This is a genomic window from Streptomyces sp. NBC_01618, assembly GCF_045209435.1.
Classification (GTDB): domain Bacteria; phylum Actinomycetota; class Actinomycetes; order Streptomycetales; family Streptomycetaceae; genus Streptomyces.
On the sequence record NZ_CP109297.1, the window covers coordinates 4,790,708 to 4,814,435 of the forward strand.

Sequence of the window (23,728 nt, forward strand, 5' to 3'; positions counted from 1 at the left end):
CCGGCAATTTTTGCCCCGTCGCGCCGCCCAGCACGCACGCTCGCGGCGTTGGCCAAAAGCCCTGGTAGCTCCGCTACCAAAACTTCCGGCCGCCTTGCGATCGCACGCACTGGACGACGCTCCTTCCGGGCAAACCTTGCCGGTCACGGCACCGGACGGAACACAAACCGGTTGGGCCAGGGCTTCGCGGTCCGTGACAATGCTGGGCATGGGACATCTTGAAGCGGGCCATCTGGAGTACTACCTACCGGACGGGCGGGTGCTGCTCGGCGATGCTTCGTTCCGGGTCGCGGACGGGGCCGTGGTCGCCCTCGTGGGGGCGAACGGCGCCGGGAAGACCACGTTGCTGAGGCTGCTCGCCGGGGAGCTTCAGCCGCACGGCGGTTCGGTATCGGTGAGTGGCGGGCTCGGGGTGATGCGGCAGTTCGTGGGCTCCGTGCGGGACGAGCGTACGGTCCGGGATCTGCTGGTCTCCGTCGCCCAGCCCCGGATCCGGGAGGCGGCCCTGGCGGTCGACAAGGCCGAGGAACTGATCCTCACAGTCGACGACGAGGCCGCGCAGATGACGTACGCGCAGGCCCTGAGCGACTGGGCGGAGGCCCGCGGGTACGAGGCCGAGACCATGTGGGACATGTGCACGATGGCCGCGCTCGGTGTCCCGTACGAGAAGGCGCAGTGGCGCGAGGTGCGCACGCTGTCCGGTGGTGAGCAGAAGCGGCTGGTGCTGGAGGCGCTGCTGCGCGGGCCGGACGAGGTGCTGCTGCTCGACGAGCCGGACAACTATCTCGACGTCCCCGGGAAGCGGTGGCTGGAGGAGAAGCTGAAGGAGACCCGTAAGACGGTCCTCTTCGTGTCCCACGACCGGGAGCTGCTGTCCAGGGCCGCCGAGAAGATCGTCAGCGTGGAGCCGAGTCCGGCGGGCAGCGACGTGTGGGTGCACGGCGCCGGTTTCGACACGTACCACCAGGCCCGCAAGGACCGGTTCGCCCGGTTCGAGGAGCTGCTGCGGCGCTGGGAGGAGGAGCACGCCCGGCTGAAGGCGCTGGTCCACCGGCTGCGGCAGCAGGCGGCGATCAGCCCCGACATGGCGTCCCGCTACCGGGCGATGCAGACCCGCTTCAAGAAGTTCGAGGACGCCGGGCCCCCGCCGGAGCCGCCGCGCGAGCAGGACATCAGGATGCGGCTGCGCGGCGGCCGGACCGGGGTACGGGCGGTGACCTGCAAGGGCCTGGAGCTGACCGGGCTGATGAAACCGTTCGACCTGGAGATCTTCTACGGGGAACGGGTCGCCGTCCTCGGCTCGAACGGATCGGGGAAGTCGCACTTCCTGCGGCTGCTGGCGGGCGAGCCGGTTGCGCACGCGGGGGAGTGGAAGCTCGGGGCGCGTGTCGTACCGGGGCACTTCGCGCAGACGCACGCCCATCCGGAGCTGCTCGGCCACACGCTCGTCGAGATCCTGTGGACCGAGCACGCCAAGGACCGGGGCGGGGCGATGTCCGTGCTGCGCCGGTACGAGCTGGAGCGCCAGGGCGACCAGCCGTTCGAGAAGCTGTCCGGCGGGCAGCAGGCGCGGTTCCAGATCCTGCTCCTGGAGCTGGCGGGCACGACCGCGCTGCTGCTGGACGAGCCGACGGACAACCTGGACCTGGAGTCGGCCGAGGCCCTGCAGGACGGTCTCGAGGCGTACGACGGGACGGTGCTGGCCGTCACGCACGACCGGTGGTTCGCGAAGTCCTTCGACCGGTATCTGGTGTTCGGCTCGGACGGTGTCGTACGGGAGACGGCGGAGCCGGTGTGGGACGAGCGGCGGGTGGAGCGGGCGCGGTAGGGCCGGCGCGTTTTGACCCGTCCCAGGCGGGGCGGGTACTGTCGGGGGTTGTTATACGTATCGGCTTCGTCGTTCTCACGCGAAGAGCCCTTACGTAGGTTCTCTGGAGCAGTTACCAGTGGCTCGCATACGGACAGCGTTCCCGGCATTGTGGGCCCCAGCTGCATGATCGCTTCAGGGGTGCCATGTGTCTGGACCTCATCCACTGAAGAAGCGAAGGCTACGAAGTGCGTACGTACAGCCCCAAGCCCGGCGATGTGACGCGCCAGTGGCACATCATTGACGCGCAGGACATCGTCCTGGGTCGTCTTGCCACCACGGCTGCGAACCTCCTCCGCGGCAAGCACAAGGCGATCTACGCCCCCCACATGGACATGGGCGACTTCGTCATCATCATCAACGCCGAGAAGGTTCACCTCTCCGGCAACAAGAAGACCCAGAAGATGGCGTACCGCCACTCCGGGTTCCCGGGTGGTCTCCGCTCCGTCCGTTACGACGAGCTGCTCTCGAAGAGCCCCGAGAAGGCCGTCGAGAAGGCCATCAAGGGCATGATCCCCAAGAACACCCTGGGCCGTCAGATGCTCTCGAAGCTCAAGGTCTACGCGGGCGACCAGCACCCGCACGCTGCTCAGCAGCCGGTCCCGTTCGAGATCACCCAGGTCGCGCAGTAGTTCCGGCCTCCCCCTAAGACCAAAAGAAAGATCTGAGGAGAATCGTGGCCGAGACCACTGTTGAGAACCCCGTCGAGGGCGTCGAGGGCGAAGAGGTTTTCGCCGAGGTGACCACCTTCGAGTCCGAGGTTCCCGTCGAGGGCGAGTACACCAGCGAGTCGCTGGCGTCCCGCTTCGGCGAGCCGCAGCCTGCCGCCGGCCTTGGCCGTCGGAAGAACGCCATTGCCCGCGTCCGGATCGTTCCGGGAACCGGCAAGTGGAAGATCAACGGTCGCACCCTTGAGGACTACTTCCCCAACAAGGTGCACCAGCAGGAAGTCAACGAGCCCTTCAAGGTGCTCGAGCTCGACAACCGCTACGACGTCATCGCCCGCATCTCGGGTGGCGGCGTCTCCGGTCAGGCCGGCGCCCTGCGCCTCGGCGTGGCCCGCGCGCTGAACGAGGCGGACGTGGACAACAACCGCGCCCCGCTGAAGAAGGCCGGCTTCCTCTCCCGCGACGACCGTGCGGTCGAGCGCAAGAAGGCCGGTCTCAAGAAGGCCCGTAAGGCCCCGCAGTACAGCAAGCGCTAAACCGCCTGCTCATCCGCGTTACACGTTCGCCCCGGCGGCACATCTCGTGCTTGCCGGGGCGTTCGTCTATTGGCACCCTCGGGCGTATAACGGCATAAGACGTTCATACGCCTACTTGCTTGCCCACGTGCGTGCGCGTGTACGTACGTGTGTACGTGCGTGTGCAGTGCTGCGGTGCTGGTTCGCCTTGCTTTCGTTTTGCTTGGCTTTGACTTGTTTGTTTTGTTTTGCGTTTTCGGAGCATCTTCGGAGGACATCAGTGGGACGACTCTTCGGCACGGACGGTGTGCGCGGTGTCGCCAACGCGGATCTGACGGCCGAGCTGGCGCTCGGTCTGTCGGTCGCTGCGGCGCATGTGCTTGCCGAGGCGGGCACCTTCGAGGGGCACCGGCCGACAGCGGTGGTGGGACGTGACCCCCGTGCGTCCGGAGAGTTCCTGGAGGCCGCCGTCGTGGCGGGCCTCGCCAGCGCGGGCGTGGACGTCCTGCGGGTCGGTGTGCTGCCCACCCCCGCGGTGGCGCACCTCACCGGCGCGTTGGGCGCCGACCTCGGCGTGATGCTCTCCGCCAGCCACAACGCCATGCCGGACAACGGCGTCAAGTTCTTCGCCCGTGGCGGCCACAAGCTCGCCGACGAGCTGGAGGACCGGATCGAGACGGTCTACGAGCAGCACCGTACCGGTGAGCCCTGGGCGCGGCCCACGGGCGCCGGTGTGGGCCGGGTCACCGACTACGCCGAGGGCTTCGACCGGTACGTCGCCCACCTGATCACCGTCCTCCCGAACCGGCTCGACGGGCTGAAGGTCGTCCTCGACGAGGCGCACGGCGCGGCCTCCCGGGTCTCGCCCGAGGCCTTCGCGCGAGCCGGTGCCGAGGTGATCACGATCGGCGCCGACCCGGACGGTCTGAACATCAACGACGGCTGCGGCTCCACCCACCTGGAGCTGCTGAAGGCCGCCGTCGTCGAGCACGGTGCCGATCTCGGCATCGCGCACGACGGCGATGCCGACCGCTGCCTCGCCGTGGACGGCACCGGCGAGGAGGTCGACGGCGACCAGATCCTCGCCGTGCTCGCCCTCGCCATGCGCGAGGCGGGGAAGCTGAGCAAGGACACCGTGGTCGGTACGGTCATGTCCAACCTCGGCTTCAAGATCGCGATGGAGCGGGAGGGCATCCAGCTCGTCCAGACCGCCGTCGGCGACCGTTACGTGCTGGAGTCGATGAAGGCCGAGGGGTATGCCCTGGGCGGCGAGCAGTCCGGCCACGTCATCGTCCTGGACCACGCCACGACCGGTGACGGCACGCTGACCGGCCTGCTGCTGGCGGCCCGGATCGCCGCCACCGGCCGTACGCTCGCCGAGCTGGCCGGGGTCATGCAGCGGCTGCCGCAGCTGCTGATCAACGTCCGCGACGTCGACAAGTCCCGGGTCGACACCTCCCCGGAGCTGGCCGCGGCGGTCTCGAAGGCCGAGCGCGAGCTGGGCTCCACCGGACGCGTACTGCTGCGCCAGTCGGGCACGGAGCCGCTGGTACGGGTCATGGTCGAGGCGGCCGACATCGAGCAGGCGCGGACGATCGCCGAGCGGCTGGCCGACGTGGTGAAGTCGGAACTCGGCTAGGGGCTTTCGTCCGGGTCGAGCCCGGCATGATCCAAACGAGAGGCCCTGAGGTCTTTCGTTCGGGTCGGGCCGGACGGGCTCCGGAGCGTCCTGAGCAGTGTCCGGCCCTGATCGGGGGCGCTCCGTCGGTCGCCGGGCGGGCCCGGCCCGTGCGGTTCGCGTTATTGGCCGGACGGGCTCGCGACGGGGCCCGTCCGGCGGCGGTGGTGCGCCCAGAGGGCCTTCTGGACCAGGAGCGTCAGCGTCCCCGCCGCCACGATTCCGCTGAGGTTCGCCAGCAGCTGGGCCGTGGAGCCCCACATCTGGCCGTAGTCGCTGTAGCTGAACGCCACCGCCGCGTTGGCCGCGGCCGGCACGGTGGTGACCGAGATGGCGACCCCGATCAGCGCCCCGGACTTCGCCGACGTGAGCGAGAGCGTCCCAGCGATCCCGGCCAGGAACGCCACCACGAACGACAGCGGGTCCGGCTTCCAGATGAACGACGTATTGGGCCGGCCGGCCTCGATCATCGCGTACGTGAACTGCCCCAAGGCGTCCATCATCCAGGCGAACCCGGCCGTCAGTACCATCGCGACGGCGAAGCCGCCGATCAGCGCCACCAGCGACCGCCACACCAGCCGCGGGGCCCGCTGCACCAGGGCCGTGGAGATCCCGGCCAGCGGCCCGAACTCCGGGCCGACCGCCATCGCGCCCACGATCAGGATCGCGTTGTCGAGCATCACACCGCAGGCGGCGAGCATCGTCGCTACCGCGAGGAACGCCACATAGGTGACGCTGAACGTCGACTCCTCGTGGGTCGCCTCCGTCAGCTCCTCCCACAACACCGCGTCCGCGCCCTCGCCCGGCGCCTCCTCCTCGGCTTTGTCGGCGTGCGCGGAGAGCGTCAGGTCCATGTTCTCGACGGTGATCGAACCGGACTTGTCGATGCCTAGCCCGCGCAGCGCCGAGATCGCCTCCTCGCCCGCCTCCCGGGCCACATCGCACAGCACCACGTCACCCGCCGGGTCGCGGGCGACCCCGGGCATCACCACGAGATGCGCCGTACCGACGGTGCTCTCCAGCAGGTGCACCACCTCGTCCGTACGGCCGGCGGGGACGATCAGGCGCAGATGCAGCACGCGGCCACTCCCAGGAGGCTCGGAGAATCAGAGTTTGCGCAGGGACAGCCGCTGGACCTTGTGGTCCGGCCCCTTGCGCAGCACCAGAGTGGCACGACCCCGGGTCGGCGCGACATTCTCCACCAGATTGGGCTTGTTGATGGTCCGCCACATCGTCGCGGCGTACTCCATGGCCTCCACCTCGGAGACCTGGGTGTACTTGCGGAAGTACGAGAACGGGTTCTGGAACGCCGTCTCGCGCAGCTTCCGGAACCGGTTGAGATACCAGGTCTCGATGTCCTCGGTCCGCGCGTCCACGTACACACTGAAGTCGAAGTAGTCGGCGAGCCCGACCCTGGTCCGGCCGTCCTTGCCGGGCATCGCGGGCTGCAGCACGTTCAGCCCCTCGACGATCAGGATGTCGGGGCGCCGTACGGTGAGCCGCTCGCCCGGCACGATGTCGTAGATCAGGTGCGAGTAGACGGGTGCCGTCACCTCGTCCTTGCCGGCCTTGATGTCGGCGACGAAACGGGTCAGGGCCCGCCGGTCGTACGACTCGGGGAACCCCTTGCGCGACATCAGCCCGCGCGCCTGGAGCTCCTTCATCGGCAACAGGAACCCGTCGGTGGTGACGAGTTCGACCCGGGGGTGCTCGGGCCAGCGGGCCAGCAGCGCCTGGAGGATGCGGGCACTGGTGGACTTGCCGACCGCGACACTGCCCGCGACCCCTATGACGAACGGGGTGCCGCGCTGCGCGCCGTGCCCGTTGCCGGCGTTCCCGAGGAAGGTGTTCAGGGCGCCGCGCAGGCCCGAGGTGGCTTGGACGTAGAGGTTGAGGAGCCGGGAGAGCGGCAGATAGACGTCCCGTACCTCGTCGAGGTCGATGACGTCCCCGAGCCCGCGCAGCTGCTCCACCTCGTCGGCGGTCAGCGGCAACGGCGTCTTGTCGCGCAGGGCGCTCCATTCGGCGCGCGACAGATCGACGTACGGCGTCGCCGCGTGCTCGGCGCGTCGGGAGGTGCTGCTTCGTGGCGGCGAAGTGATCACAGGTTCATTGTTGCGGGAGTTTTGACGGAGCGGGGGGTGGGCTCGGTCACGTGGGGGACCGGCAGGAGCCGGTGTCCGCACCCCTGTGGCGGACACCGGCCCCGGTTCGCGGCTACTGGTGGCGTCTCAGGGCTTCTCGCCCTTGGCGTCGACGACGGCGGCCTTGACCCGGGCTTGGCTCATCATGATCTGCCCGGCCTTGAACTTCTCCGTCGGAAACTGCACCTTGCCCGCGGAGGACGCGTACTCGTAGTCCTCGGTGACCACGAAGCGCATCCCGGCGTACCTGAAGTCGTGCGGGTCGAGGAGGATCTCCCGCTGTGCGTGACTGCCGTCCTCCTTCCGGGTGATGGCGATGACCTCGCGTCCGGCGGCGTCCTTCAGTCGGTGACCTGGACACCGGGGACGGTGGCCAGGGCCCGGTAGATCCGAGCGAGGGCGGCCGGTGCGATCGGGTACGCCTCGACCATCAGACCCATCGCGCGGAAGCTGTGCTGGGCCTCGGCCTCGGGCGGGTTCTCGGCGGTGTTGCCGGTCGGGTAGAACGAGCGGACCTTCGCCAGCAGCCGTGCGGGGTCGTCGGGCAGCTCATTGGCGGCCCGGTAGACCTGACGGGACGTGCGGTAGTCGTCGTCCTTCCCGTTCTTGGCCGCGGCGGAGTTGTCGTACGGGACCCAGTTGTCGGGGTCGTACGTGAAGCTGCCGATGGACAGGTTGTCCGGCCGGGCCATCACCGTCTTCGTGTAGATCCACTGGTCGTCGCGCGGCTCCGGGGCGACCTGCTGCTTCTCCAGTGCGTCGGCGGCCCGGTTCGGCACCTCGGCGGGGCTGTCCAGACGCAGGGTGCCGGTCGTCGAGGCGGGTCCGGAGCGGTCGGGGGCAGCGGCGTCGACGAGGTGGGTGCCGAGCACGGCAGCCACGGTGATCGCCGCGGCCGCGCCGACCGACGCGATCCGCCAGTCGGCCCTCAGCCGGCGGGTACGGCGGCCCGAGGCGACGGCCTGAGCGAGCCGATGCCGGCCCGGGGCGAGTGCGGAACGGTCGGGTACGGGCGCGTCCGCGCGCAGCTCGCGCAGCCGGGTCATTTCGTCCATGACGGGGTTGTGAGCTGCTGTCGGTTTGCTGAGTTGAAGTGAGTTTTAGTGAGCAGGAGTGGGTCCTGTCGGCGGCTTCATGGGGTGGGAACGGGAGTTCTGGGGCCGAATGGGTGACCTTGGCGGCTGGTGCTCGTTGGACTGGGTAGCGGGTGTCCGGTCTCGTGGGAGGGGGGTGTTGTGGTGGGTGGTGTACGGGAGCTGGCCGCGCCCTTCGTGGCGCCCGGGCCTTGCGGGGTGGCGATCCGGGACCGTCTCAAGCACCTCACACCCCAGGACGAGAAGGTTCTGCGTGCGGTCGGTGAGCATCAGGGCCGTCTGGCTTCCCGTGATCTCAGGGCCCGTTGTGCGGATGGTCTGGAGCACAGTGCGGACACCTGGGCGTCGCGTAAGCGGGACCTGACGCCGCTGTCGTCGTCGCGAATCGCGGGTGCGATCACCAAGGCCACGCACGATCAGTGGGCGCTGGCGCGCCGTTGTCAGGCGGCGCACATTCGGACGCTGGAGGCCGGGATCGGGATGCTGCGGCACCGCCTGTCCCTCCCCATCGGCGCGAGGGGCACCAAGCGGGCGGCCGGTGGCTACCGTTCCAAGGGTGAGTGGTTCCACAAGTCCCGCCGTCTCGCGGCGTTGGAAGCGCGGCATGCTGCCGCGGTCCGTGACCGGCAGGCCGGACGCGTCCGGGTCGTGCGGGGCGGCAAACGCCTTCTCAACACTCGCCACCACCTCGTCGACGCCCACCTCACCGAGGAGCAGTGGCGGGAACGCTGGGAGGCGGAGCGCTGGTTCATCGCCGCCGACGGCGAGTCAGGGAAGCGGTTCGGGAACGAGACGATCCGCGTTACCCCGGACGGCGAGGTCAGCATCAAACTGCCCGCCCCGCTCGCGTACCTGGCCAACGCCAAGCACGGCCGGTACGCCCTCACCTCGACCGTGGCGTTCGCGCACCGGGGCACGGAGTGGGCCGACCGCGTCACCGCGAACTGGGCCGTCGCCTACCGCATCCACCTCGACACCGACCGTGGCCGCTGGTACCTCACCGCCTCTTGGCAGCGCCCCGTCGTCCAGACCATCCCGTTGGAGACCGCCCGCGCGCGGGGCGTGATCGGCGTCGATACCAACGCTGATCATTTCACCGCCTACCAGCTCGACCAGCATGGCAATCCGGTCGGCGACCCGCGCCGTTTCCCCTACGATCTGTCCGGCACCACCGCTCATCGCGATGCCCAGATCCGCCACGCCCTGAACCAGTTGCTGCACTGGGCCAAGCAGGCCGGTGTGACCGCGATCGCTATCGAAGACCTCGACTTCACGACCGAGAAGACGCGGGAGAAGCACGGCCGCAGGAAACGGTTCCGGCAGCTGATCTCCGGGATCCCGACCGGGAAGCTCAAGGCACGGCTGGTCTCCATGGCCGCCGAGCAGGGTTTGGCGATCGTCGCGGTCGATCCCGCCTACACCTCGATGTGGGGTGCCCAGCACTGGCAGAGACCACTGGCCACCGAGCACCGCAGAATGTCCCGTCATGATGCCGCCGGCATCGCGATCGGACGACGCGCCCTCGGACACCCGGTCCGGCGTCGGACGGCACCGCCCCCACACGACCGGAGTGATCGTGCGGGGCATCGGACCGCCCAGGCCAGGCCAGGTGCACGGGGGCGTGACGGAACCCGCCCACCCGCAACGGACCACGCCCCTGGAGGCGTGCCGCCGAACGGGACGCGAAAGCGGGGACCGAGTGCATCCAACACCGTTCGGGATGCGCCCAGTACACATCAGTGGGTCCAGGACTCACTCATGCACACTGGCTAGGAACGGTCAGCTCCATGACGTCGGGCGTGAACGAGGGATCCATGTCGAGCGCCTCACGGACCTTGCGGCGGGCTCGATTGAGCCGTAACTGAAAGTGCGCGATCCGGGCCTGGGACGGGCCCCTTGAAGAAGGGTCGGGGCGGAACGCCCCGCCGTCGCCCACCTGCTGCGCACCGCAGCCGATACGGCCCGCACGGGAGACTGGCTCCGATCGCCGGACGCGACGGCCATAGCTACTCCGTGAGCGACAGCTCGCTCTCGCAGTCGCGGCAGTTGCCGGGAGTGGGCGAGCGGAAGGCGCGGTCGCAGCGGTCGCAGTTCTGGAGGGGCGTGGGTTGGTGGACGGGGATGCGCGGGGGCGGGAGGAGGTGGGTGAGGCGGTGTCGGAGGAGTTTGGCGGGGTGTTTGAGGGGGTGGGGGAGGTCGTCGGTGAGGGTGTGGCGGATGGCGGTGGGTGTGGCGCCTCGTTCGAACCAGGTGGCTACGGCGGGGGCGAGGTCGTGGATGTTGCGTTCGGTGAGGGTGAGTTGGGGTGTGTTGCGGTGGAGGTCGGTGAGGAGGGTGATGGCGGCGTGGTGGCGTTGGGGGAGGGGGTTGTTGGGTTGGGGGAGTGGTGGGGGTGGGGGTTTGGGTGCGGTGGGGGCGGGGATGCGGGGTGGTTCGGGTGCCGGGGGTACGGGTGCTGGGGCTGGTGCTGGGTGGCTGGGCTTGGGTCGTCGTTTGGGTGCGGGGACGGGGTGGGTGTTGGTGGAGCCCGGCTGGTTGTACGAGCAGGTGCGGGTGATGACGCGGCCGTCGGGGAGGCGTTCGCGGGTGCGTTTCAGGTAGCCGTGGGCTTCCAGTTCGCGTAGTGCGGCGGCGATGCGGGCTTCGCTTTCCGGGAAGCGTTCGGTGAGGATTTTGATCCCGACCTTCGCGCCGGTGGGCAGCGACTGGATGTGGGTGGCGAGGCCGATCGCGAGGAGGGAGAGCTCGCGGTGCTGGGCGAGGTGGTTGCCGACCACGGTGAAGCGGCTGGTGTGGCGGGAGTTGATGTGCATGACGCCGGACCACGGCGTGGCGTCTCCGGGAAGGGGAGACGGGGCGCGCGAGGGCGCGCTAATCTGCTGGGTATCCATCGGGAAGCTGTTCTCTTCCTCGTTGGTCAGGCCCTCGATCGGGATTGCGAGTCCCGGCCGGGGGCCGACGCATGTCTGTGGTTGTGGGGCGAGCATATGCCTGCCAACCGAGCAGAAAGCCAGTCGAGTTGGTGATCCTCACCCGTGTGAGTGACGGGGTCGTGTGTGTGCCCCTGCGTGAGGCCGGGGTAGGGGTTGGGGTTGGGTTGGGAAATTTCTTGTTCCCAAAGCCTTAAAAGCCTTTTACGTCGGGGCGCGCCGGGTCGCGGTTCACCGGGACGTGACAGACCGGGTCGCGACTGTCACGTCCCGGTGAGGGCTACCTCTGCCCAGACGGTTTTGCGCGGGAAGGGCCCCACCCGCACGCCCCACCGGATGGCGATCGCCTCGACGAGCATGAGCCCGCGCCCCGCCTCGGACTCGTCGTTCCGTTCCGGGACGCGGGGCAGTGCATCCCCGCGAGCGTCGGCGACCTCGATGCGGAGCGTGTCCCCGGTGACGGTCAGCATGATGCGGAAGTCCCGCCCCGGCACGTGCCCGTGCAGCGCGGCGTTGGAGGCCAGCTCGGCGACGACATGTCCGGCGTCGTCCAGCGGCAGCCCCCAGGAGCGGAGTTGCTCGGTCGCGAGGAGCCGGGCGAGTCGCGCACCTCGGCGGGTGGCGGAGAGCTGCACGGCGAATTGGCCGCTGCGGGCGCGCGGTTGGGTGATTTCTCGGTTCACGTCACTCAGCGTGGCCGGAGATGCCTACTCTGAACAGCAATGACGTGCGTACGGACAGTGACTGTCCGGCCGTTGTACGGGTCTGTCCATCCGGTACGGCGTCCAATGCGAAACGGTGCGGGCACGGTTGGAGGCGGGTGTCGTATGGCGAGCGAGGACAACCGGGGCAACGGAGACAACATGGCGGACGGCCCTGACTGGGAGTTCGATGTCGAGGACGACGACTCGGGCGCGGTGATCGCGGCGGTCGGCCGGCAGATCCGGCTCTGGCGTGAGACGGCAGGACTGCGCGCGAAGGAGTTGGGCGACGCGATCGGGTATGGGGAGAACCAGGTCTACAAGGTGGAGGCCGGGAAACGCATCCCCAAGCCGGAGTTCCTGGACAAGGCGGACCAAGTCCTGGGCGCGGGCGGCAAGCTCGCCGCGATGAAGAGGGACGTGGCGGAGGCGCGGTACCCGAAGAAGGTCCGTGACCTGGCGAAGTTGGAGGCGGGCGCGGTCGAGATGGGCGCGTACGCCAGCGATGTCGTGCACGGTCTGCTCCAGACCGAGGAGTACGCCCGTGCCCTGTACAAGGAGCGGCGCCCCGCGTACACCGAGGACCAGGTGGACCGCTTGGTGGCCGCGCGCATGGCTCGCCAGTCGGTCTTCGAGCGACGTCCTGCCCCACTGCTGACGTTCGTCCAGGAAGAGGCAACGCTGAGGCGGCCGATCGGAGGCAAAATGGTGTTGCGCAGGCAGCTCGAACACCTGCTAGAACTTGGCGCGTTGAGGCACGTTGAGATCCAGGTCATGCCGACGGACACGGAGGAGCATGCAGGGCTGGCCGGCTCGCACCGGGTGCTTAAGCTGAATGACGGTACGGCTGTGGGGCACAACGAGGTCCAGCTCACCAGCCGCCTGATCGCCGATCCCAAGGAGGTCCAGATCCTTGAGATGCGGTACGGCCTGATCCGGTCCCAGGCGCTCACGCCTCGGTTGTCGCGGACCTTCATCGAGAAACTGCTGGGAGAGACATGAGTGCCAAACCCTCGGCCGGAATCACTTCCGGACTGACGTGGTTCAAGAGTAGCTACAGCAGCAATGACGGCCCTGACTGCGTCGAAGTGGCGGAGACCGCGAGCGCGATCCACGTACGCGACTCCAAGAACATCCCCGGCCCGCACCTCGGCTTCGCGCCGAACGCCTGGGCGGAGTTCGTCACGTACGCCTCCGGCAACTGACCACCGCGCCCACCAACGCCCGCCCCGTTCCCCCTCCTCCTGGGGAGCGAGGCGGTGCGCGAGGTAGTCACCGGCCGTCCAGCAGGAAGTTTTCTGGATGTGGCGCTTGCGGTGGCGCTCGGTGGGGACTGTCTGGCCGAGCCGGGATGCTGCGGGCCGAGCCGGGTGTGTTCGGGCGACGGGGTGCTGGTTCTGGCGCACTCCGAGAAGCAGCACGCCGCCGCGACCTGGAAGAAGACGTTCGGTACTCCACTGTTCACGTTCGTCGACCACGGCCGCGAGGACGTTGCTCAACGTCCCCCATAGTCATGGGTCATGGAGCTTCTGGTAGGGATTCTTTGTCTTGAGCGATACCGTGGTGCCCTTTGTACTCGCGGATCCACGAGCCAAGAAGTCCCCGTTCGCGTTGCGTAACAACGAGCTGTTCACCTGGTACACAGGCACCCTGTCTCCACAGGCTCTCGACGAGAAGTTGAACTACCTCTGCGACGTACTGGACCTGACTCCCGCACAGGCTTGGACTGCTGCCTGAGCCAGGGCTTCGGCGTAGTCGGCGGGTGTCCGTTTCGTAGGTAGTCGGCGTGCTCGCGCTGGGTGTGCATGGCGTCGCTGGTGACGACCACCCCGGCCAGGTCGGCCACGGTCTCCAGTAGCGGCTGGAAGCAGGTGATTTCGTTCGTCTTGTCCTGCACGTCCAGCTGGGCCAGGACCAGGCCGGTGGTGTGGTCCAGGGCTGCGAGCAGGTGGATCTTGCGGCTGTTGGCCCTGGCCGCTCCGCGAAGGCTCTTGCCGTCGACCGCCAGGCCGCGCAGCCGGCCCTCGGCGCGGTTGCAGCGGTCGGCGAGCCAGCGGCCGACCGCCAGGTCCAGCGTGTCGCCGTCGATCCGGGCCAACAGTCGTCGAACCGTCGTCTCCGCAGGTAGAGACCGTTTGGGAAACAGGGGGTCGAGGCGTACACCGACGTGTTCCAACACGTGGGGCGGAGCGTCGGCAATCCATTCGCCGACCGCCAGCAGCGACGTTGCCCCCGCCAGCACCGCGCAGGCGGCCAGGGCAAGGACGCCGACCAGAGCGTGGCGCACTCCACGGAGATCACGCGGATCGGGCACCTGGGCGAGGCGGTCCAGCAGTCCCGGCACTTCTTCCGGCGCGGCCTCGGGAGGCTCGCGGAGTTGGTCAAGGGCAGGCGGGATCAGCGATGCTGCTTCGGCAGGCACGGTCTTCCGGGCAGGTCACGGGGCGTCGAGAACTCCATGATCTCGGAGGCCGTGCCTGTTCCGCTCTCCTTGGCGATCAACCTGGCAGACCGTCATGAACCGGATGCCCGGCGACTACGCCGAAGCCTTACTGCACCCTGGCGTACTTGATCACCGAAAGACCCAGCCCAGACCGGCCCGTTCCCCCTGAAGCGCGATCAACTCGCTTTAAACCTCGGGATCTACCGGGAAGAGCGCCGGCGTGGGTCACTGGCGCTGACCAGACGCACATGCAAAGGATATGCGAAGGGCATGCAATCGGCAGCTAATCTTCACGAGGTCGAAACACTTCGACGTCGAAGAGTTCCAAACTGAAGGAGGTAGAAGTGTTTGCCAAGTTGAGCGACAAGCTGGTTGGACTGGTTGTTCCCGAGGTCCAGGCGGCGGCCGTTACTTGCAGCGAGGCTCGTAACTACTGCGACGGCAACTGTCCGTTCTGGTGGTGGCGGCGTGCGCACTACATCACCTGCAGCGACGGGAAGAGCTGGACCGAGTACGAGTGCTGCGGCTGTGGCTGCTGACACACGTTCGATGACTGCACTGGTCGGATAGGTGCGGTAGGGGGTGTCGTGCCTTAGCGAAGAGGGCACGACACCCCTGTCGCCAGCGTATCCGATCAAGACCTATCGAAATGTTGGACATGGAAGCCACAGTCGCGGTACGGGAATTAAGCAAGCGGTACGGTGCCAAGGAGGTGATCGGCAAGCTGGATCTGGAACTCGGACCGGGCGTCACCGGCCTCCTGGGCCCCAACGGGGCGGGCAAGACCACATTGCTCCGCTGCCTGGCCACCGCCCTCACTCCGAACTCGGGCCGGATCGACATCCTCGGACTGGACCCGGCGGACTCTTCCCAGCGCACGAAGCTGCGCAGACTCATCGGCTATCTGCCGCAGAATCCCGGCCTGTACCCGCACTTCACCGCAGCGTCCATGGTCGACTACATCGCGATCCTCAAAGAGATCACCGATCGACGCGCACGCCGGAGCGAGGTCCGGCGGGTGCTCGCCGAAGTGGACTTGGCGGACTCCGCCCGTATCAAGGTCCGCAAGCTCTCCGGGGGCATGCGCCAGCGGCTGGGTATCGCGCAGGCGCTCATCGGCGATCCGGACTTCCTCATCATGGATGAGCCGACGGTCGGTCTCGATCCCGAGCAGCGGATGCGGTTCCGCACGCTGACCTCACGACTGGGCGAGAACCGGACTGTGCTGCTGTCGACGCACCAGACCGAGGACATCGCCGCGCTGTGCGACCGGGTCATCGTGTTCAGCGGGGGAACCACGATGTTCGACGGGACACCGCGGGAACTCGCCGATGGGGCGAAGGGCCGTGTCTGGTCTTCCGACAGCCGGCCGGCGGAGGCACAGATCTTCTGGCGGACGGCGGACGGCAGCTATCGCGTGGTCGGCGAGCGGCCCTCGGACGGTACGGCGGTGGCCCCCACCGTGGAGGACGGATACCTCCAGCTGCTGGGCGCCGGCGCAAGGGCGGGATCATGAAGAGGCCGCTGCCCGCGCTCATCCTGAAGGAATCGACGCTCGCATTGCGCAGCCCCCTGCTGTGGGCCCTGGCGCTGGTGACCGTGGCCGGGCGGATCGTCACCACCTGGAAAGAGATGCCCGACTGGTCGGGGGAGACGGTCAACACCGCCACGTCCGCACTCGTGATCGGCGCCGGCGCGATGCTGGCCGGCAATCTGGCGATCCTGCGTGACGCACGCTCCGATGCCGTGGAACTGACCGAGGCGCTACCCGTGCGGCCGCAGACCCGCACCCTGGCCGTGCTCGTTGCCTACCCGCTCGCCGGCGTACTCGTCGCCGCGCCAGCCATGGGTATCCAGCTGGGCAGCCTGCTGATCGGCAGCCGCCCCACGGGGCACGTCGACGTGCGGGAGCTTGTCACCGGGTTGCTGCTGGTCGCCCTGATGGGGGCCCTGGGGGTGGCCGCCGGCTGCTGGATTCCGGGCCTGATCGCGGCCCCGATCGGCATCGTGCTGTTCTTCTGGACGCTCGTCCAGTTTCCCTCGACCTGGCTGCTGCCGGTGGTTCCTGAACTCAAGCTGGCCATCGATCCCGTCCGGCCGCCGGGCTGGCACCTGCTCTATGTCGCCGCGCTGTTCCTGCTCGCCGGGTCCGTCGCACTGCTGCGGCACGGCCGGCGTCCTGTTCCCGTGATCACGGCGGTGAGTGGTGCGGCCGCCGTGGTCGTGGCCGGAGCACTGACCCTGAACTCCCCGGCGGCGAAGGCTGCCGCGCAGGTGGGAGACCTCCGGCAGTCGACGCGGTCCGCCACGGCGGGCGCTGAACACTGCCGCGAACTGAACACCACCAGATACTGCGCGTTTCCGGCCTATGCGGCCTGGATCCCGCTGTGGCAGGGCGCCGTCGATCCTGTGGTGGCGGCGGTGCCGGAAGCGTCACGCGACCGGCTGCCCGGCATCGTCCAGCGAGCCGCCACCGGAGTCCTCGATCCGGCGGTCACCGGCGGCAACATCCTGACCACCACATCGTGGGGGCGCAATGGAGCCGAGCGTGCCTCCCGGCGCACCCTCGCCGCGCAGATGGCCGCCGCGGCGGGGGGCCTCCCGTGGGGAACCCAGCGCGGCGGGGGCCCGCAGGGCTGCGACGCCCGCGGTCAGGCCCGGACCATCGTCGCTCTCTGGCTGATCGGTCAGGTCGAGCAGCCGGTCGCCGCCACCACCAAGCGGACGTCCATCCGTACGGACGATGGCGGGCAGTCGGCGCTGGAGGTGCCGCGCTCCGACCTCGGGTCCGTGGACTACGGCGAGGCCGAACTCGGCTACGCGAAGCAGCTGCTGGCGCAACCCGCAGCCCGCGAGCGGATCTGGGAGCACTGGGCCGTACTGACCGCGCCTACCACCACCGTCGATCAAGCGCTGCCGCTCCTGGGCCTCGGTCGCTCGAACGCGTCCGCGGAGCCGAAGGGAACGCCGTGCGAGTGATCCGCCTTTCCGGACCCCTGCTCGGACCGCTGATCCGGGCGATCGACTGGATTCCCGTAGCCACGGCTGCGGCGGTCACCATCGTCCTGGCGCTGGCCACGACCCCGGGCTCCGCGGTGGAGCCGGACAATGCCGCGATCACGCTCAGGATGTCCGGAGTCCTCCTCGGGGCCGCCTCGAGCTTCGCGCTCGTCGACCCCGCCGAGGTCACCACGACGGTGGTCCCGGTACCCCGCTGGCTGCGGCAGTGGCTTCGGCTGCTGCTCGTGGCAGCCGCGACCGCCGTTGTCTGGGCGGGCACGTTCCTCATCCTGTCGACTCGGCTGGCCGAGGGTGCGGAGATGGCAGCACCCGGACTGATGACCGAGGCGGCCGTCTGCGTCCTGACCGGACTGGCATGCACCGCCTTCGTCGTACGGCGGCGACCCGAGCGGCTCGCGGCGGTGGCCGGCGCGGCAGTGCTCCTGGGCATCGCGGTGAGCACAGTGCCCTGGTTCGAGGAGGTCTGGCCGTACCCCGGGAGCGCGCGCTGGGATCAGATCCACCACGTCTGGCTCGCCGTACTGCCTGTTCCGGTGGCGGCGCTCGTTCTCGCGCACAGGGAGGTGTCCCGGTGATCGCCACCGCAGTGCTCGCAGGCTGCCGGATCTTCGTCGGTGTGGTCTTCCTCGTCTCCTTCGTCGGCAAGGTCCGGGTGCGGGAGCGGTATACGGACTTCATCAAGGCGGCGGGAGAGCTGGCACCCGGGCTGCCGCCGAAGGCCACGGCCGCGGTGGTGGTGGTGGCCGAAGCTGCCACCGTCGTCTTCGTGGCGCTGCCGGCGACGGCCCTGGCCGGCTTCGCCGTGGCGATCGGCCTCCTGATCGCCTTCACCACGGGCATCCTCGTGGCGGTGCGGCGCAGGCGGCGTGTTCTCTGCCAGTGCTTCGGCACTTCGTCGGCACCTGTGGGGCCGGTGCACATCCTGCGCAATCTCATCCTGCTGGTCGGTGCGGCCGGCGGAGCGGTGCTGACGGTCAGCCCGTCGGGTCCCGCGGAGCCGGCGGGACTAGTGACGGCGGCTGTCTGCGCCGCCGTTCTCGCCTGGCTCACATTCCGCACCGACGACATTGCCGAGCTGTTTCGTTCCACCACCTAACGGGAGGTTGGCACCATGTCCTACATATATGCCCTCGTCGCTCTGGTCGGGGCCCTTGGAATACTCAACCTGGTCTTCACCTTCGGCGTGGTCCGCCGGCTCCGTGAGCACACCGAAATGCTGACCCAGAGCAACCGGGTACAGGGTTCCGGCCCCAAGGTCATGCTCGGTGAGGGCGAGACGGTCGGAGCCTTCAGCGCCGTGACCGTCGAGGGCGCGGAGCTGTCGCAGGACGACCTGACCAAGGACACGACGCTATTCGGCGCGTTTGCCTACGGATGCTCGTCCTGCGACGAGCGGCTCCCGGCGTTCCTCGCTCTCGCGGAGGGCTTCCCCGGCGGCAAGGACAACGTCTTCGCGGTGGTCGTGGGCCCTGCGGAGAACGTGGGCGAGAAGCGCGACCGGCTCGCGCCGGTGGCCCGGGTGGTCACGGAGGAGCAGGGCGGCGTGGTCGCCGCCGCGCTCGGCGTCAAGGGGTTTCCCGCCTTCGCCCTTCTGGACTCGTCAGGCGTGGTCAGGGTGGCCGGCACCATGGTTGAAGACGTGAGCATGGCGTCTGCCGGGGCCGTCTGACATGCGAAGCATCCTGCAGGCACTGGACATGACCTGGCGAGCCGGCAAGTGGCTCGTCGGTCTGTTCTTGCTCTGTACGATCGTCAGCGCGGCCGTCCCGATCGCGCTGGCCTGGGTGACGAAGCTCTTGCTGGACGTGATCGGTCGGGGGAACGCGGATGTCGGCCACATAGCCGTACTGGGAGCCGTACTCGCAGGAATCGGACTAGTCGCGGGACTGCTGCCGCACGTCATCGTGTACCTGAACACGGAGACCGAGCGCCGGGTCGGTCTGCTGGCACAGAATCAGCTGTTCCTGGCGACCGAGCGGTTCGTCGGACTGGCGAGATTCGAGGATCCGGAGTTCCTCGACCGCCTGCGGCTCGCGTTGCAGAGCGGCGGGTCCACGCCCGGGGCGGTGGTTGCCGGAGCTCTGTCCATCGTCCGTACCACCATCATGGTCCTCGGATTCCTGGGTTCGTTGTTCGTGCTCTCGCCGTGGATGCCCCTGCTGGTTGTCCTCTCCGCGTTTCCCGCCCTCGGTGGTCAGCTGTGGCTGGCGAAGCGGCGCGCCGTGCTCCAGTGGGAGCTCGGCCCGGTGGAACGCCGGGAGATCTTCTACCGCGACCTGCTGACCAGCGTTCAGGCCGCCAAGGAGATACGGCTGTTCGGCACGGGAGCGCATCTGCGCGACCGGATGATGATGGAGCGCGGCATTGCCAACCGCGAGACCGCCCGGGTCGACCGGCGCGAGCTGTCCATCCAGGCGATGACCGGTTTCGCGACGGCCCTCTTCGCCGGTGGTGCCCTCATGTGGGCGGTCCTCGCCGCGGCCGCCGGCAGCATATCCATCGGCGATATCTCGCTCTTAATCGCGTCCATTGCCGGCGTGCAGAGTGCCAGCGTCGCTTTGATGCGGGAGCTGGGTCAGGTGCATCAAAAGCTGCTGCTGTTCCAGCACTTCCGGGAGATCCTCGGCAGCGAACCGGATCTCCCGGTGGCGCGGAAGCCCGTCCCGGTCGAGCCGTTGAGCGAGGGGATCGAGTTCCGCAACGTCTGGTTCCGGTACTCGGCCGAGCAGCCCTGGGTACTCCGTGGTGTCAGCCTCACGATTCCCCACAGCCGGACCTTGGGCTTGGTCGGCCGTAACGGAGCCGGGAAGAGCACGCTGATCAAGCTGCTGTGCCGGATGTACGACCCCGACCGGGGATCGATCCACTGGGATGGCGCCGATATCCGCGAGATGGATCCGGCCGAGCTGCGGGAGCGGATCGGTGCCGTCTTCCAGGACTACATGAACTACGACCTGACAGCAGCGGAGAACATCGGGCTGGGTGACCTGTCGCGGTCACACGACAAGAAGGCCCTGATCGCGGCGGCGGACAACGCCGGAGCGCACGAGATCATCCAGCAGCTGCCCGATGCCTACGAGACTCTGCTGTCGCGGATCTTCTTCAAGGGGGGCCTGGCCAGCGGAACCCGCGGGGTGACCCTATCCGGTGGGCAGTGGCAGCGCATGGCCCTGGCCCGTGCCTACATGCGGGGTGCGCGCGACCTACTCATTCTCGACGAGCCGAGCTCCGGCCTGGACGCGGAGACCGAGCACCGGATCCACGTCGGTCTGCGGCAGCACCGGCAGGACCGAACCAGCCTGTTGATCTCGCACCGCCTCGGCGCGATCCGCGAGGCGGACCTCTTGGTGGTCCTCGAAGAGGGAGAAATTACCGAGCGCGGAACCCACGACGAACTCATCGCCCTCGACGGTCTCTACGCCCGGATGTTCACCGTCCAGGCCGAGGGTTACAAGACCACGATGTCAGAGGTGCCGTGATGCTGTTGACCTGGGGTGCGATCGGCCTGGGGACGTGTGCGGCCGCCACGCTGGTCTGGCTGCGCCTGCGTGTCATCCGGATCAGGATCTCGGGCGTCAGCATGCTCCCGACCTTCAGACCCGGGGACAGGGTCCTGGCACGCCGGGTGCCCGAGTCGCGGATCGTGACCGGGGACATCGTGGTCCTGGCCAGCCCGGCCCGCAGCCTGGAGCAGATCAAGATGGAGGGGAGGCCGTACGAGCCGGTCGCGTGGGAGCCGCACACGCCTCTCTCCCCGGGCGGCAGGGACTCCTGGGTGATCAAGCGAGTCGCCGCCATGCCTGGCGAGCCCGTACCCCCTTCGGTCCTGGGAAGGGTGACGGGAGCGGTGGTTCCACAGGGCTCGTTCATCGCACTGGGCGACAACGCGGCGGACAGCATCGATTCGAGGCACCATGGGTATCTCCCGCTCGACGGAGTGTTGGGCCGGGTCGTACGCCGACGGCAGCCCCGGCCGACGGGTCCGACCGACTGAAGAATGGTTCAGGACAGGGATTCACCAGGAATATTTCGCCTGGTGAATCTTCGGCTTTTCGCAGACGGACTACCCGGCCTCGGCGAAATTCCGAATGGCGCCGTCGTCCCTGCGTAGAACCGACAGGTGAAGCCTGCGCAGCTCGGGCGACAAGTCCAGCCCGAAGTGACTTCTCAGGGTTAGGGCGGCGGCATCCCAGGCCGCGAGCGCGTTGGTGATGTCCCCGCTGAGGTAGTGGGCGCGAATCAGATTCGCCCAGGATTTCTCCCGATGAGGTTCCTGGTCGAGAATCATGTGGATCTCCGCCAGGAGCTCTGTGGACCGGCCCAGGCCGAGCAGCGCCTCGATGAGGCTTTCCCGGGCGGTGGTCCGTAATTGGTCAATCATATCGAAATGGGCCCTGCCCCGGCTGGAAATACTGCAGCCTTGGCCGATCGCACCGCGCCAGAGGCCCAATGCCTGGGTGAGCGAGTCGCTGGCCGTATGCAGTCGACCCGACCGGAGTTCATCCAGCCCGCGGCTGGTGATCCGCTGAAAGCGCGTGATATCGAGTTCGTCGGGGGCGATGCGCAGGCAGTAGCCCCCGCTCTCGCCACCCCCGCCGCGAATGGTCGATATCCTGTCGCCTAAGTCGGCGTCAATCGAATTTAACTGCTCACGCAGTCTGGATACATATAATCGAAGGTTATTGGCCGCCGATCTCGGCGGATGTTCCCACATGCGATTGATCAATATCGGGGTTTGAACCGGGCGCCCTCCCTCGATGAGAAGTGCGATAAGGGTTGACCTCGTGGATGGTGTGCCAATGGGGAACCTTTGGTCGCCCACCCCGGCTTGGACTGGGCCGAGCGCGAAGAAAGTCACCAATGCCCTCCAGGCTCTCCAATTTGGAACATTATTGGATCTTATGCAAGAGGCTGCGTACTGGGCAAGGTCGCCATTCCGCGTTTGCGAGCACTGATCTTTGATGTCCTGTTTGTCGCCCGGTGTATGTGCGGCATAACGAGTGTATCGGGACTCGAACTCGCAGATTGCTGCGCCCAGTTGAACTGGAGCAGCGTTGGCGGCCAGGGCCAACGGCCGCAAGATCCACCTGTTCGCAGCCCTGGACCACACCACCGGCCTGGTCCTGGCCCAGCTGGACGTGCAGGACAAGACGAACGAAATCGCCTGCTTCCAGCCGCTACTGGAGACCGTGGCCGACCTGGCCGGGGTGGTCGTCACCAGCGACGCCATGCACACCCAGCGCGAGTGCGCCGACTACCTTCTCGGCCGCGAAGCCCACTACACCGTGATTGTCAAGGGCAACCAGAAGAAGTTCCGCAAGCAGCTCAAATCCCTTCCGTGGACAGGGATCCCGCTGCAGGGCCGCGTGAGGGGCACCGGCCGCGGACGCTCGGAGACCCGATGGATCAAGGTGGCCACGGTCAACGGCCTGCTCTTCCCCGGAGCCCGGCAAGTCATCCAGATCAAGCGCCGCCGCACCGACCGCAAGACCGGCAAGACCACCATCAAGACCGTCTACGCCACCAGCCTCACCGCTGAGCAGACCGACCCCGCCCAGCTCGCGACCCTGATCCGTGACCACTGGCAGATCGAGGCCCTGCACCACGTCAGAGACACCACGTTCGCCGAAGACGCCTCGCAGCTGCGAACCGGCAACACGCCCCGGGCGATGGCCACCTGGCGCAACCTCGCCATCGGCGTCCTGCGGCTGGCCGGCGCGACCAACACCGCCGCCGCTCTGCGGCACAACGCCCGAAACGCGGACCGCCCGCTCGCCCTGCTCGGGCTCAAGTGATCACGAAACGGACACCCGCCGACTACGCCGAAGCCCTGGCTCAGGCAGCAGTCCAAGCCTGTGCGGGAATCAGGTCCAGTACGTCGCAGAGGTAGTTCAACTTCTCGTCGACAGCCTGTGGAGACAGGGTGCCTGTGTACCAGGTGAAAAGCTCGCTTGGGGGTAGCGGGGCGGTCATGCTGTCAGCAACGCCCCTGGTCCGACGACCGCCGCGAGTTCCCGTACTCCGGAGACTCTGGGGTGCCGAGAGATGAGCTCGCCGACGATTCGCGAGATTGCCGGGCGATCGCGGACTTCACCGTGACTGATACGGGCTGCAAGCAACAACTGCTGGGTGGCTTGTTCCGGCTTGCCCCACTGCCAGAACGCCCGCCCCAGGTCAGTGAGCAGTCGGGCTTGTCTCTCGGGTGTCTTGAACTGCCCAGCTCGCAGTCCGCGGCCGGCCTCCAGCGCCGCCCCGGCATCACCCAGCGCCCAGTGCACGCCCACGGCGTACAGGCGAACAGCAGCCGGTGCAACGGGGAACAAGCGGCCTACAGGTGCTTCGTCCGGAATGTCGCGAGCGGCGCGGCCTGCCTCGCTGATCATCGCCAGGGCGTCACCACGGTTTCCGGCCCGTGCCGCTGTGTACGACGTCGTGCACAGCATCTGCGCGTACGCGGATGCCTGCGCATCGGTCTTCAGGCCGGTGCTCTCGACACGAGTCACAGCATCGAGGATGTGCCGTTGCGCGGCGGTCGGCTGGTCCTGGTGGCGGAGCACGATGCTGAACTCGCGAGCCGCCGCGGCTGCCACGAGGGGGGAACCGGACCAGTCGGCGTACAGCGTGGCTCGCTCCGCCGAAACTCTCGATTGCCGACCACGGAGGACAG

The 23,728-nt window shown here is 68.0% G+C and carries 24 protein-coding genes and 2 pseudogenes; 17 read left to right on the plus strand and 9 right to left on the minus strand.

What is annotated here, in order from left to right:
* The first annotated feature begins 208 nt into the window (after positions 1–208).
* The 4 genes from OH735_RS22405 to glmM all read left to right on the plus strand — a co-directional run bounded on the left by OH735_RS22405 (position 209) and on the right by glmM (position 4,689).
* Entirely contained in the window at positions 209–1,828 is a 1,620-nt protein-coding gene (locus OH735_RS22405; RefSeq protein WP_406383290.1) for an ABC-F family ATP-binding cassette domain-containing protein, read from the plus strand.
* 227 nt (positions 1,829–2,055) lie between these two features.
* Positions 2,056–2,499 (plus strand): 50S ribosomal protein L13, encoded by a 444-nt coding sequence (rplM, locus tag OH735_RS22410; protein WP_124269622.1) that lies wholly within the window; start codon positions 2,056–2,058, stop codon positions 2,497–2,499.
* Between the two features lie 44 nt (positions 2,500–2,543).
* On the plus strand, positions 2,544–3,071 hold the full coding sequence (rpsI, locus tag OH735_RS22415; RefSeq protein ID WP_266747971.1) for a 30S ribosomal protein S9: 528 nt from the start codon (positions 2,544–2,546) through the stop codon (positions 3,069–3,071).
* A gap of 259 nt (positions 3,072–3,330) precedes the next feature.
* Positions 3,331–4,689 (plus strand): phosphoglucosamine mutase, encoded by a 1,359-nt coding sequence (gene glmM, locus OH735_RS22420; protein WP_406383291.1) that lies wholly within the window; start codon positions 3,331–3,333, stop codon positions 4,687–4,689.
* Positions 4,690–4,850: 161 nt separating this feature from the next.
* Here glmM and OH735_RS22425 read toward each other — a convergent pair whose 3' ends face one another.
* The 4 genes from OH735_RS22425 to OH735_RS22440 form a co-directional block, all read right to left on the minus strand.
* Positions 4,851–5,807, minus strand: coding sequence for a DUF389 domain-containing protein (locus OH735_RS22425; RefSeq protein WP_406383292.1), 957 nt, complete (start codon positions 5,805–5,807; stop codon positions 4,851–4,853).
* A gap of 27 nt (positions 5,808–5,834) precedes the next feature.
* The gene (gene coaA, locus OH735_RS22430; protein ID WP_406383293.1) at positions 5,835–6,833 is read right to left on the minus strand and encodes a type I pantothenate kinase; all 999 of its coding nucleotides are present in this window, start codon (positions 6,831–6,833) and stop codon (positions 5,835–5,837) included.
* A 126-nt stretch (positions 6,834–6,959) separates the two neighbouring features.
* On the minus strand, positions 6,960–7,109 hold the full coding sequence (locus OH735_RS22435; protein ID WP_406383294.1) for a hypothetical protein: 150 nt from the start codon (positions 7,107–7,109) through the stop codon (positions 6,960–6,962).
* A gap of 104 nt (positions 7,110–7,213) precedes the next feature.
* A complete protein-coding gene (locus tag OH735_RS22440) occupies positions 7,214–7,927 on the minus strand; it encodes a CU044_5270 family protein (protein ID WP_406383295.1) in 714 nt (237 codons plus the stop codon).
* Positions 7,928–8,110: 183 nt separating this feature from the next.
* Between OH735_RS22440 and OH735_RS22445 the strand changes: the two genes are divergently transcribed.
* Positions 8,111–9,739, plus strand: a complete 1,629-nt coding sequence (locus OH735_RS22445) for an IS200/IS605 family accessory protein TnpB-related protein (RefSeq protein WP_406383296.1) — start codon at positions 8,111–8,113, stop codon at positions 9,737–9,739.
* Positions 9,740–9,972: 233 nt separating this feature from the next.
* Here OH735_RS22445 and OH735_RS22450 read toward each other — a convergent pair whose 3' ends face one another.
* Entirely contained in the window at positions 9,973–10,857 is an 885-nt protein-coding gene (locus OH735_RS22450; RefSeq protein WP_406383297.1) for a helix-turn-helix domain-containing protein, read from the minus strand.
* A 302-nt stretch (positions 10,858–11,159) separates the two neighbouring features.
* Positions 11,160–11,579 (minus strand): ATP-binding protein, encoded by a 420-nt coding sequence (locus OH735_RS22455; RefSeq protein ID WP_406383298.1) that lies wholly within the window; start codon positions 11,577–11,579, stop codon positions 11,160–11,162.
* Between the two features lie 180 nt (positions 11,580–11,759).
* Between OH735_RS22455 and OH735_RS22460 the strand changes: the two genes are divergently transcribed.
* The 3 genes and pseudogenes from OH735_RS22460 to OH735_RS22470 all read left to right on the plus strand — a co-directional run.
* Positions 11,760–12,599 carry a helix-turn-helix domain-containing protein gene (locus OH735_RS22460; protein WP_406386685.1) on the plus strand — a complete coding sequence of 280 codons (840 nt, stop codon included), beginning with the start codon at positions 11,760–11,762 and terminating at the stop codon, positions 12,597–12,599.
* The gene (locus OH735_RS22465; protein ID WP_406383299.1) at positions 12,596–12,802 is read left to right on the plus strand and encodes a DUF397 domain-containing protein; all 207 of its coding nucleotides are present in this window, start codon (positions 12,596–12,598) and stop codon (positions 12,800–12,802) included. The genes OH735_RS22460 and OH735_RS22465 overlap by 4 nt, the downstream gene beginning before the upstream one ends.
* Before the next feature lie 78 nt (positions 12,803–12,880).
* Positions 12,881–13,078, plus strand: a pseudogene (locus tag OH735_RS22470) (IS1380 family transposase); the annotation flags it as partial.
* A gap of 149 nt (positions 13,079–13,227) precedes the next feature.
* Here the strand turns inward: OH735_RS22470 and OH735_RS22475 are convergent.
* Positions 13,228–14,019 carry an ISAs1 family transposase gene (locus tag OH735_RS22475; protein WP_406383300.1) on the minus strand — a complete coding sequence of 264 codons (792 nt, stop codon included), beginning with the start codon at positions 14,017–14,019 and terminating at the stop codon, positions 13,228–13,230.
* Positions 14,020–14,384: 365 nt separating this feature from the next.
* Between OH735_RS22475 and OH735_RS22480 the strand changes: the two genes are divergently transcribed.
* From OH735_RS22480 to OH735_RS22515, 8 genes are all read left to right on the plus strand, one after another.
* Positions 14,385–14,579 carry a hypothetical protein gene (locus OH735_RS22480; RefSeq protein ID WP_406383301.1) on the plus strand — a complete coding sequence of 65 codons (195 nt, stop codon included), beginning with the start codon at positions 14,385–14,387 and terminating at the stop codon, positions 14,577–14,579.
* A 119-nt stretch (positions 14,580–14,698) separates the two neighbouring features.
* Positions 14,699–15,556, plus strand: coding sequence for an ATP-binding cassette domain-containing protein (locus OH735_RS22485; RefSeq protein WP_406383302.1), 858 nt, complete (start codon positions 14,699–14,701; stop codon positions 15,554–15,556).
* Positions 15,553–17,019 carry a hypothetical protein gene (locus tag OH735_RS22490; RefSeq protein ID WP_406383303.1) on the plus strand — a complete coding sequence of 489 codons (1,467 nt, stop codon included), beginning with the start codon at positions 15,553–15,555 and terminating at the stop codon, positions 17,017–17,019. The genes OH735_RS22485 and OH735_RS22490 overlap by 4 nt, the downstream gene beginning before the upstream one ends.
* Positions 17,016–17,636, plus strand: coding sequence for a hypothetical protein (locus OH735_RS22495; RefSeq protein ID WP_266751730.1), 621 nt, complete (start codon positions 17,016–17,018; stop codon positions 17,634–17,636). The genes OH735_RS22490 and OH735_RS22495 overlap by 4 nt, the downstream gene beginning before the upstream one ends.
* Complete coding sequence (locus OH735_RS22500) at positions 17,633–18,157, plus strand: MauE/DoxX family redox-associated membrane protein (protein WP_406383305.1); 525 nt, start codon at positions 17,633–17,635, stop codon at positions 18,155–18,157. The genes OH735_RS22495 and OH735_RS22500 overlap by 4 nt, the downstream gene beginning before the upstream one ends.
* A gap of 15 nt (positions 18,158–18,172) precedes the next feature.
* Positions 18,173–18,730 carry a TlpA family protein disulfide reductase gene (locus OH735_RS22505; protein ID WP_406383306.1) on the plus strand — a complete coding sequence of 186 codons (558 nt, stop codon included), beginning with the start codon at positions 18,173–18,175 and terminating at the stop codon, positions 18,728–18,730.
* Position 18,731: 1 nt separating this feature from the next.
* The gene (locus tag OH735_RS22510) at positions 18,732–20,540 is read left to right on the plus strand and encodes an ABC transporter ATP-binding protein (RefSeq protein ID WP_406383307.1); all 1,809 of its coding nucleotides are present in this window, start codon (positions 18,732–18,734) and stop codon (positions 20,538–20,540) included.
* Positions 20,540–21,055 (plus strand): S26 family signal peptidase, encoded by a 516-nt coding sequence (locus OH735_RS22515; RefSeq protein ID WP_406383309.1) that lies wholly within the window; start codon positions 20,540–20,542, stop codon positions 21,053–21,055. Before OH735_RS22510 ends, OH735_RS22515 begins: the two co-directional genes overlap by 1 nt.
* A gap of 69 nt (positions 21,056–21,124) precedes the next feature.
* Here the strand turns inward: OH735_RS22515 and OH735_RS22520 are convergent, their stop codons facing one another.
* Positions 21,125–22,174 (minus strand): BTAD domain-containing putative transcriptional regulator, encoded by a 1,050-nt coding sequence (locus OH735_RS22520; RefSeq protein WP_406383310.1) that lies wholly within the window; start codon positions 22,172–22,174, stop codon positions 21,125–21,127.
* Here OH735_RS22520 and OH735_RS22525 point away from each other — a divergent pair.
* The gene (locus tag OH735_RS22525) at positions 22,116–22,856 is read left to right on the plus strand and encodes an ISAs1 family transposase (RefSeq protein ID WP_406383311.1); all 741 of its coding nucleotides are present in this window, start codon (positions 22,116–22,118) and stop codon (positions 22,854–22,856) included. The two genes, OH735_RS22520 and OH735_RS22525, sit on opposite strands and share 59 nt — an antisense overlap.
* Positions 22,857–23,030: 174 nt before the next feature.
* Here OH735_RS22525 and OH735_RS22530 read toward each other — a convergent pair.
* Positions 23,031–23,711: pseudogene (locus OH735_RS22530) on the minus strand (transcriptional regulator); the annotation flags it as partial.
* Positions 23,712–23,728 lie beyond the last annotated feature (17 nt).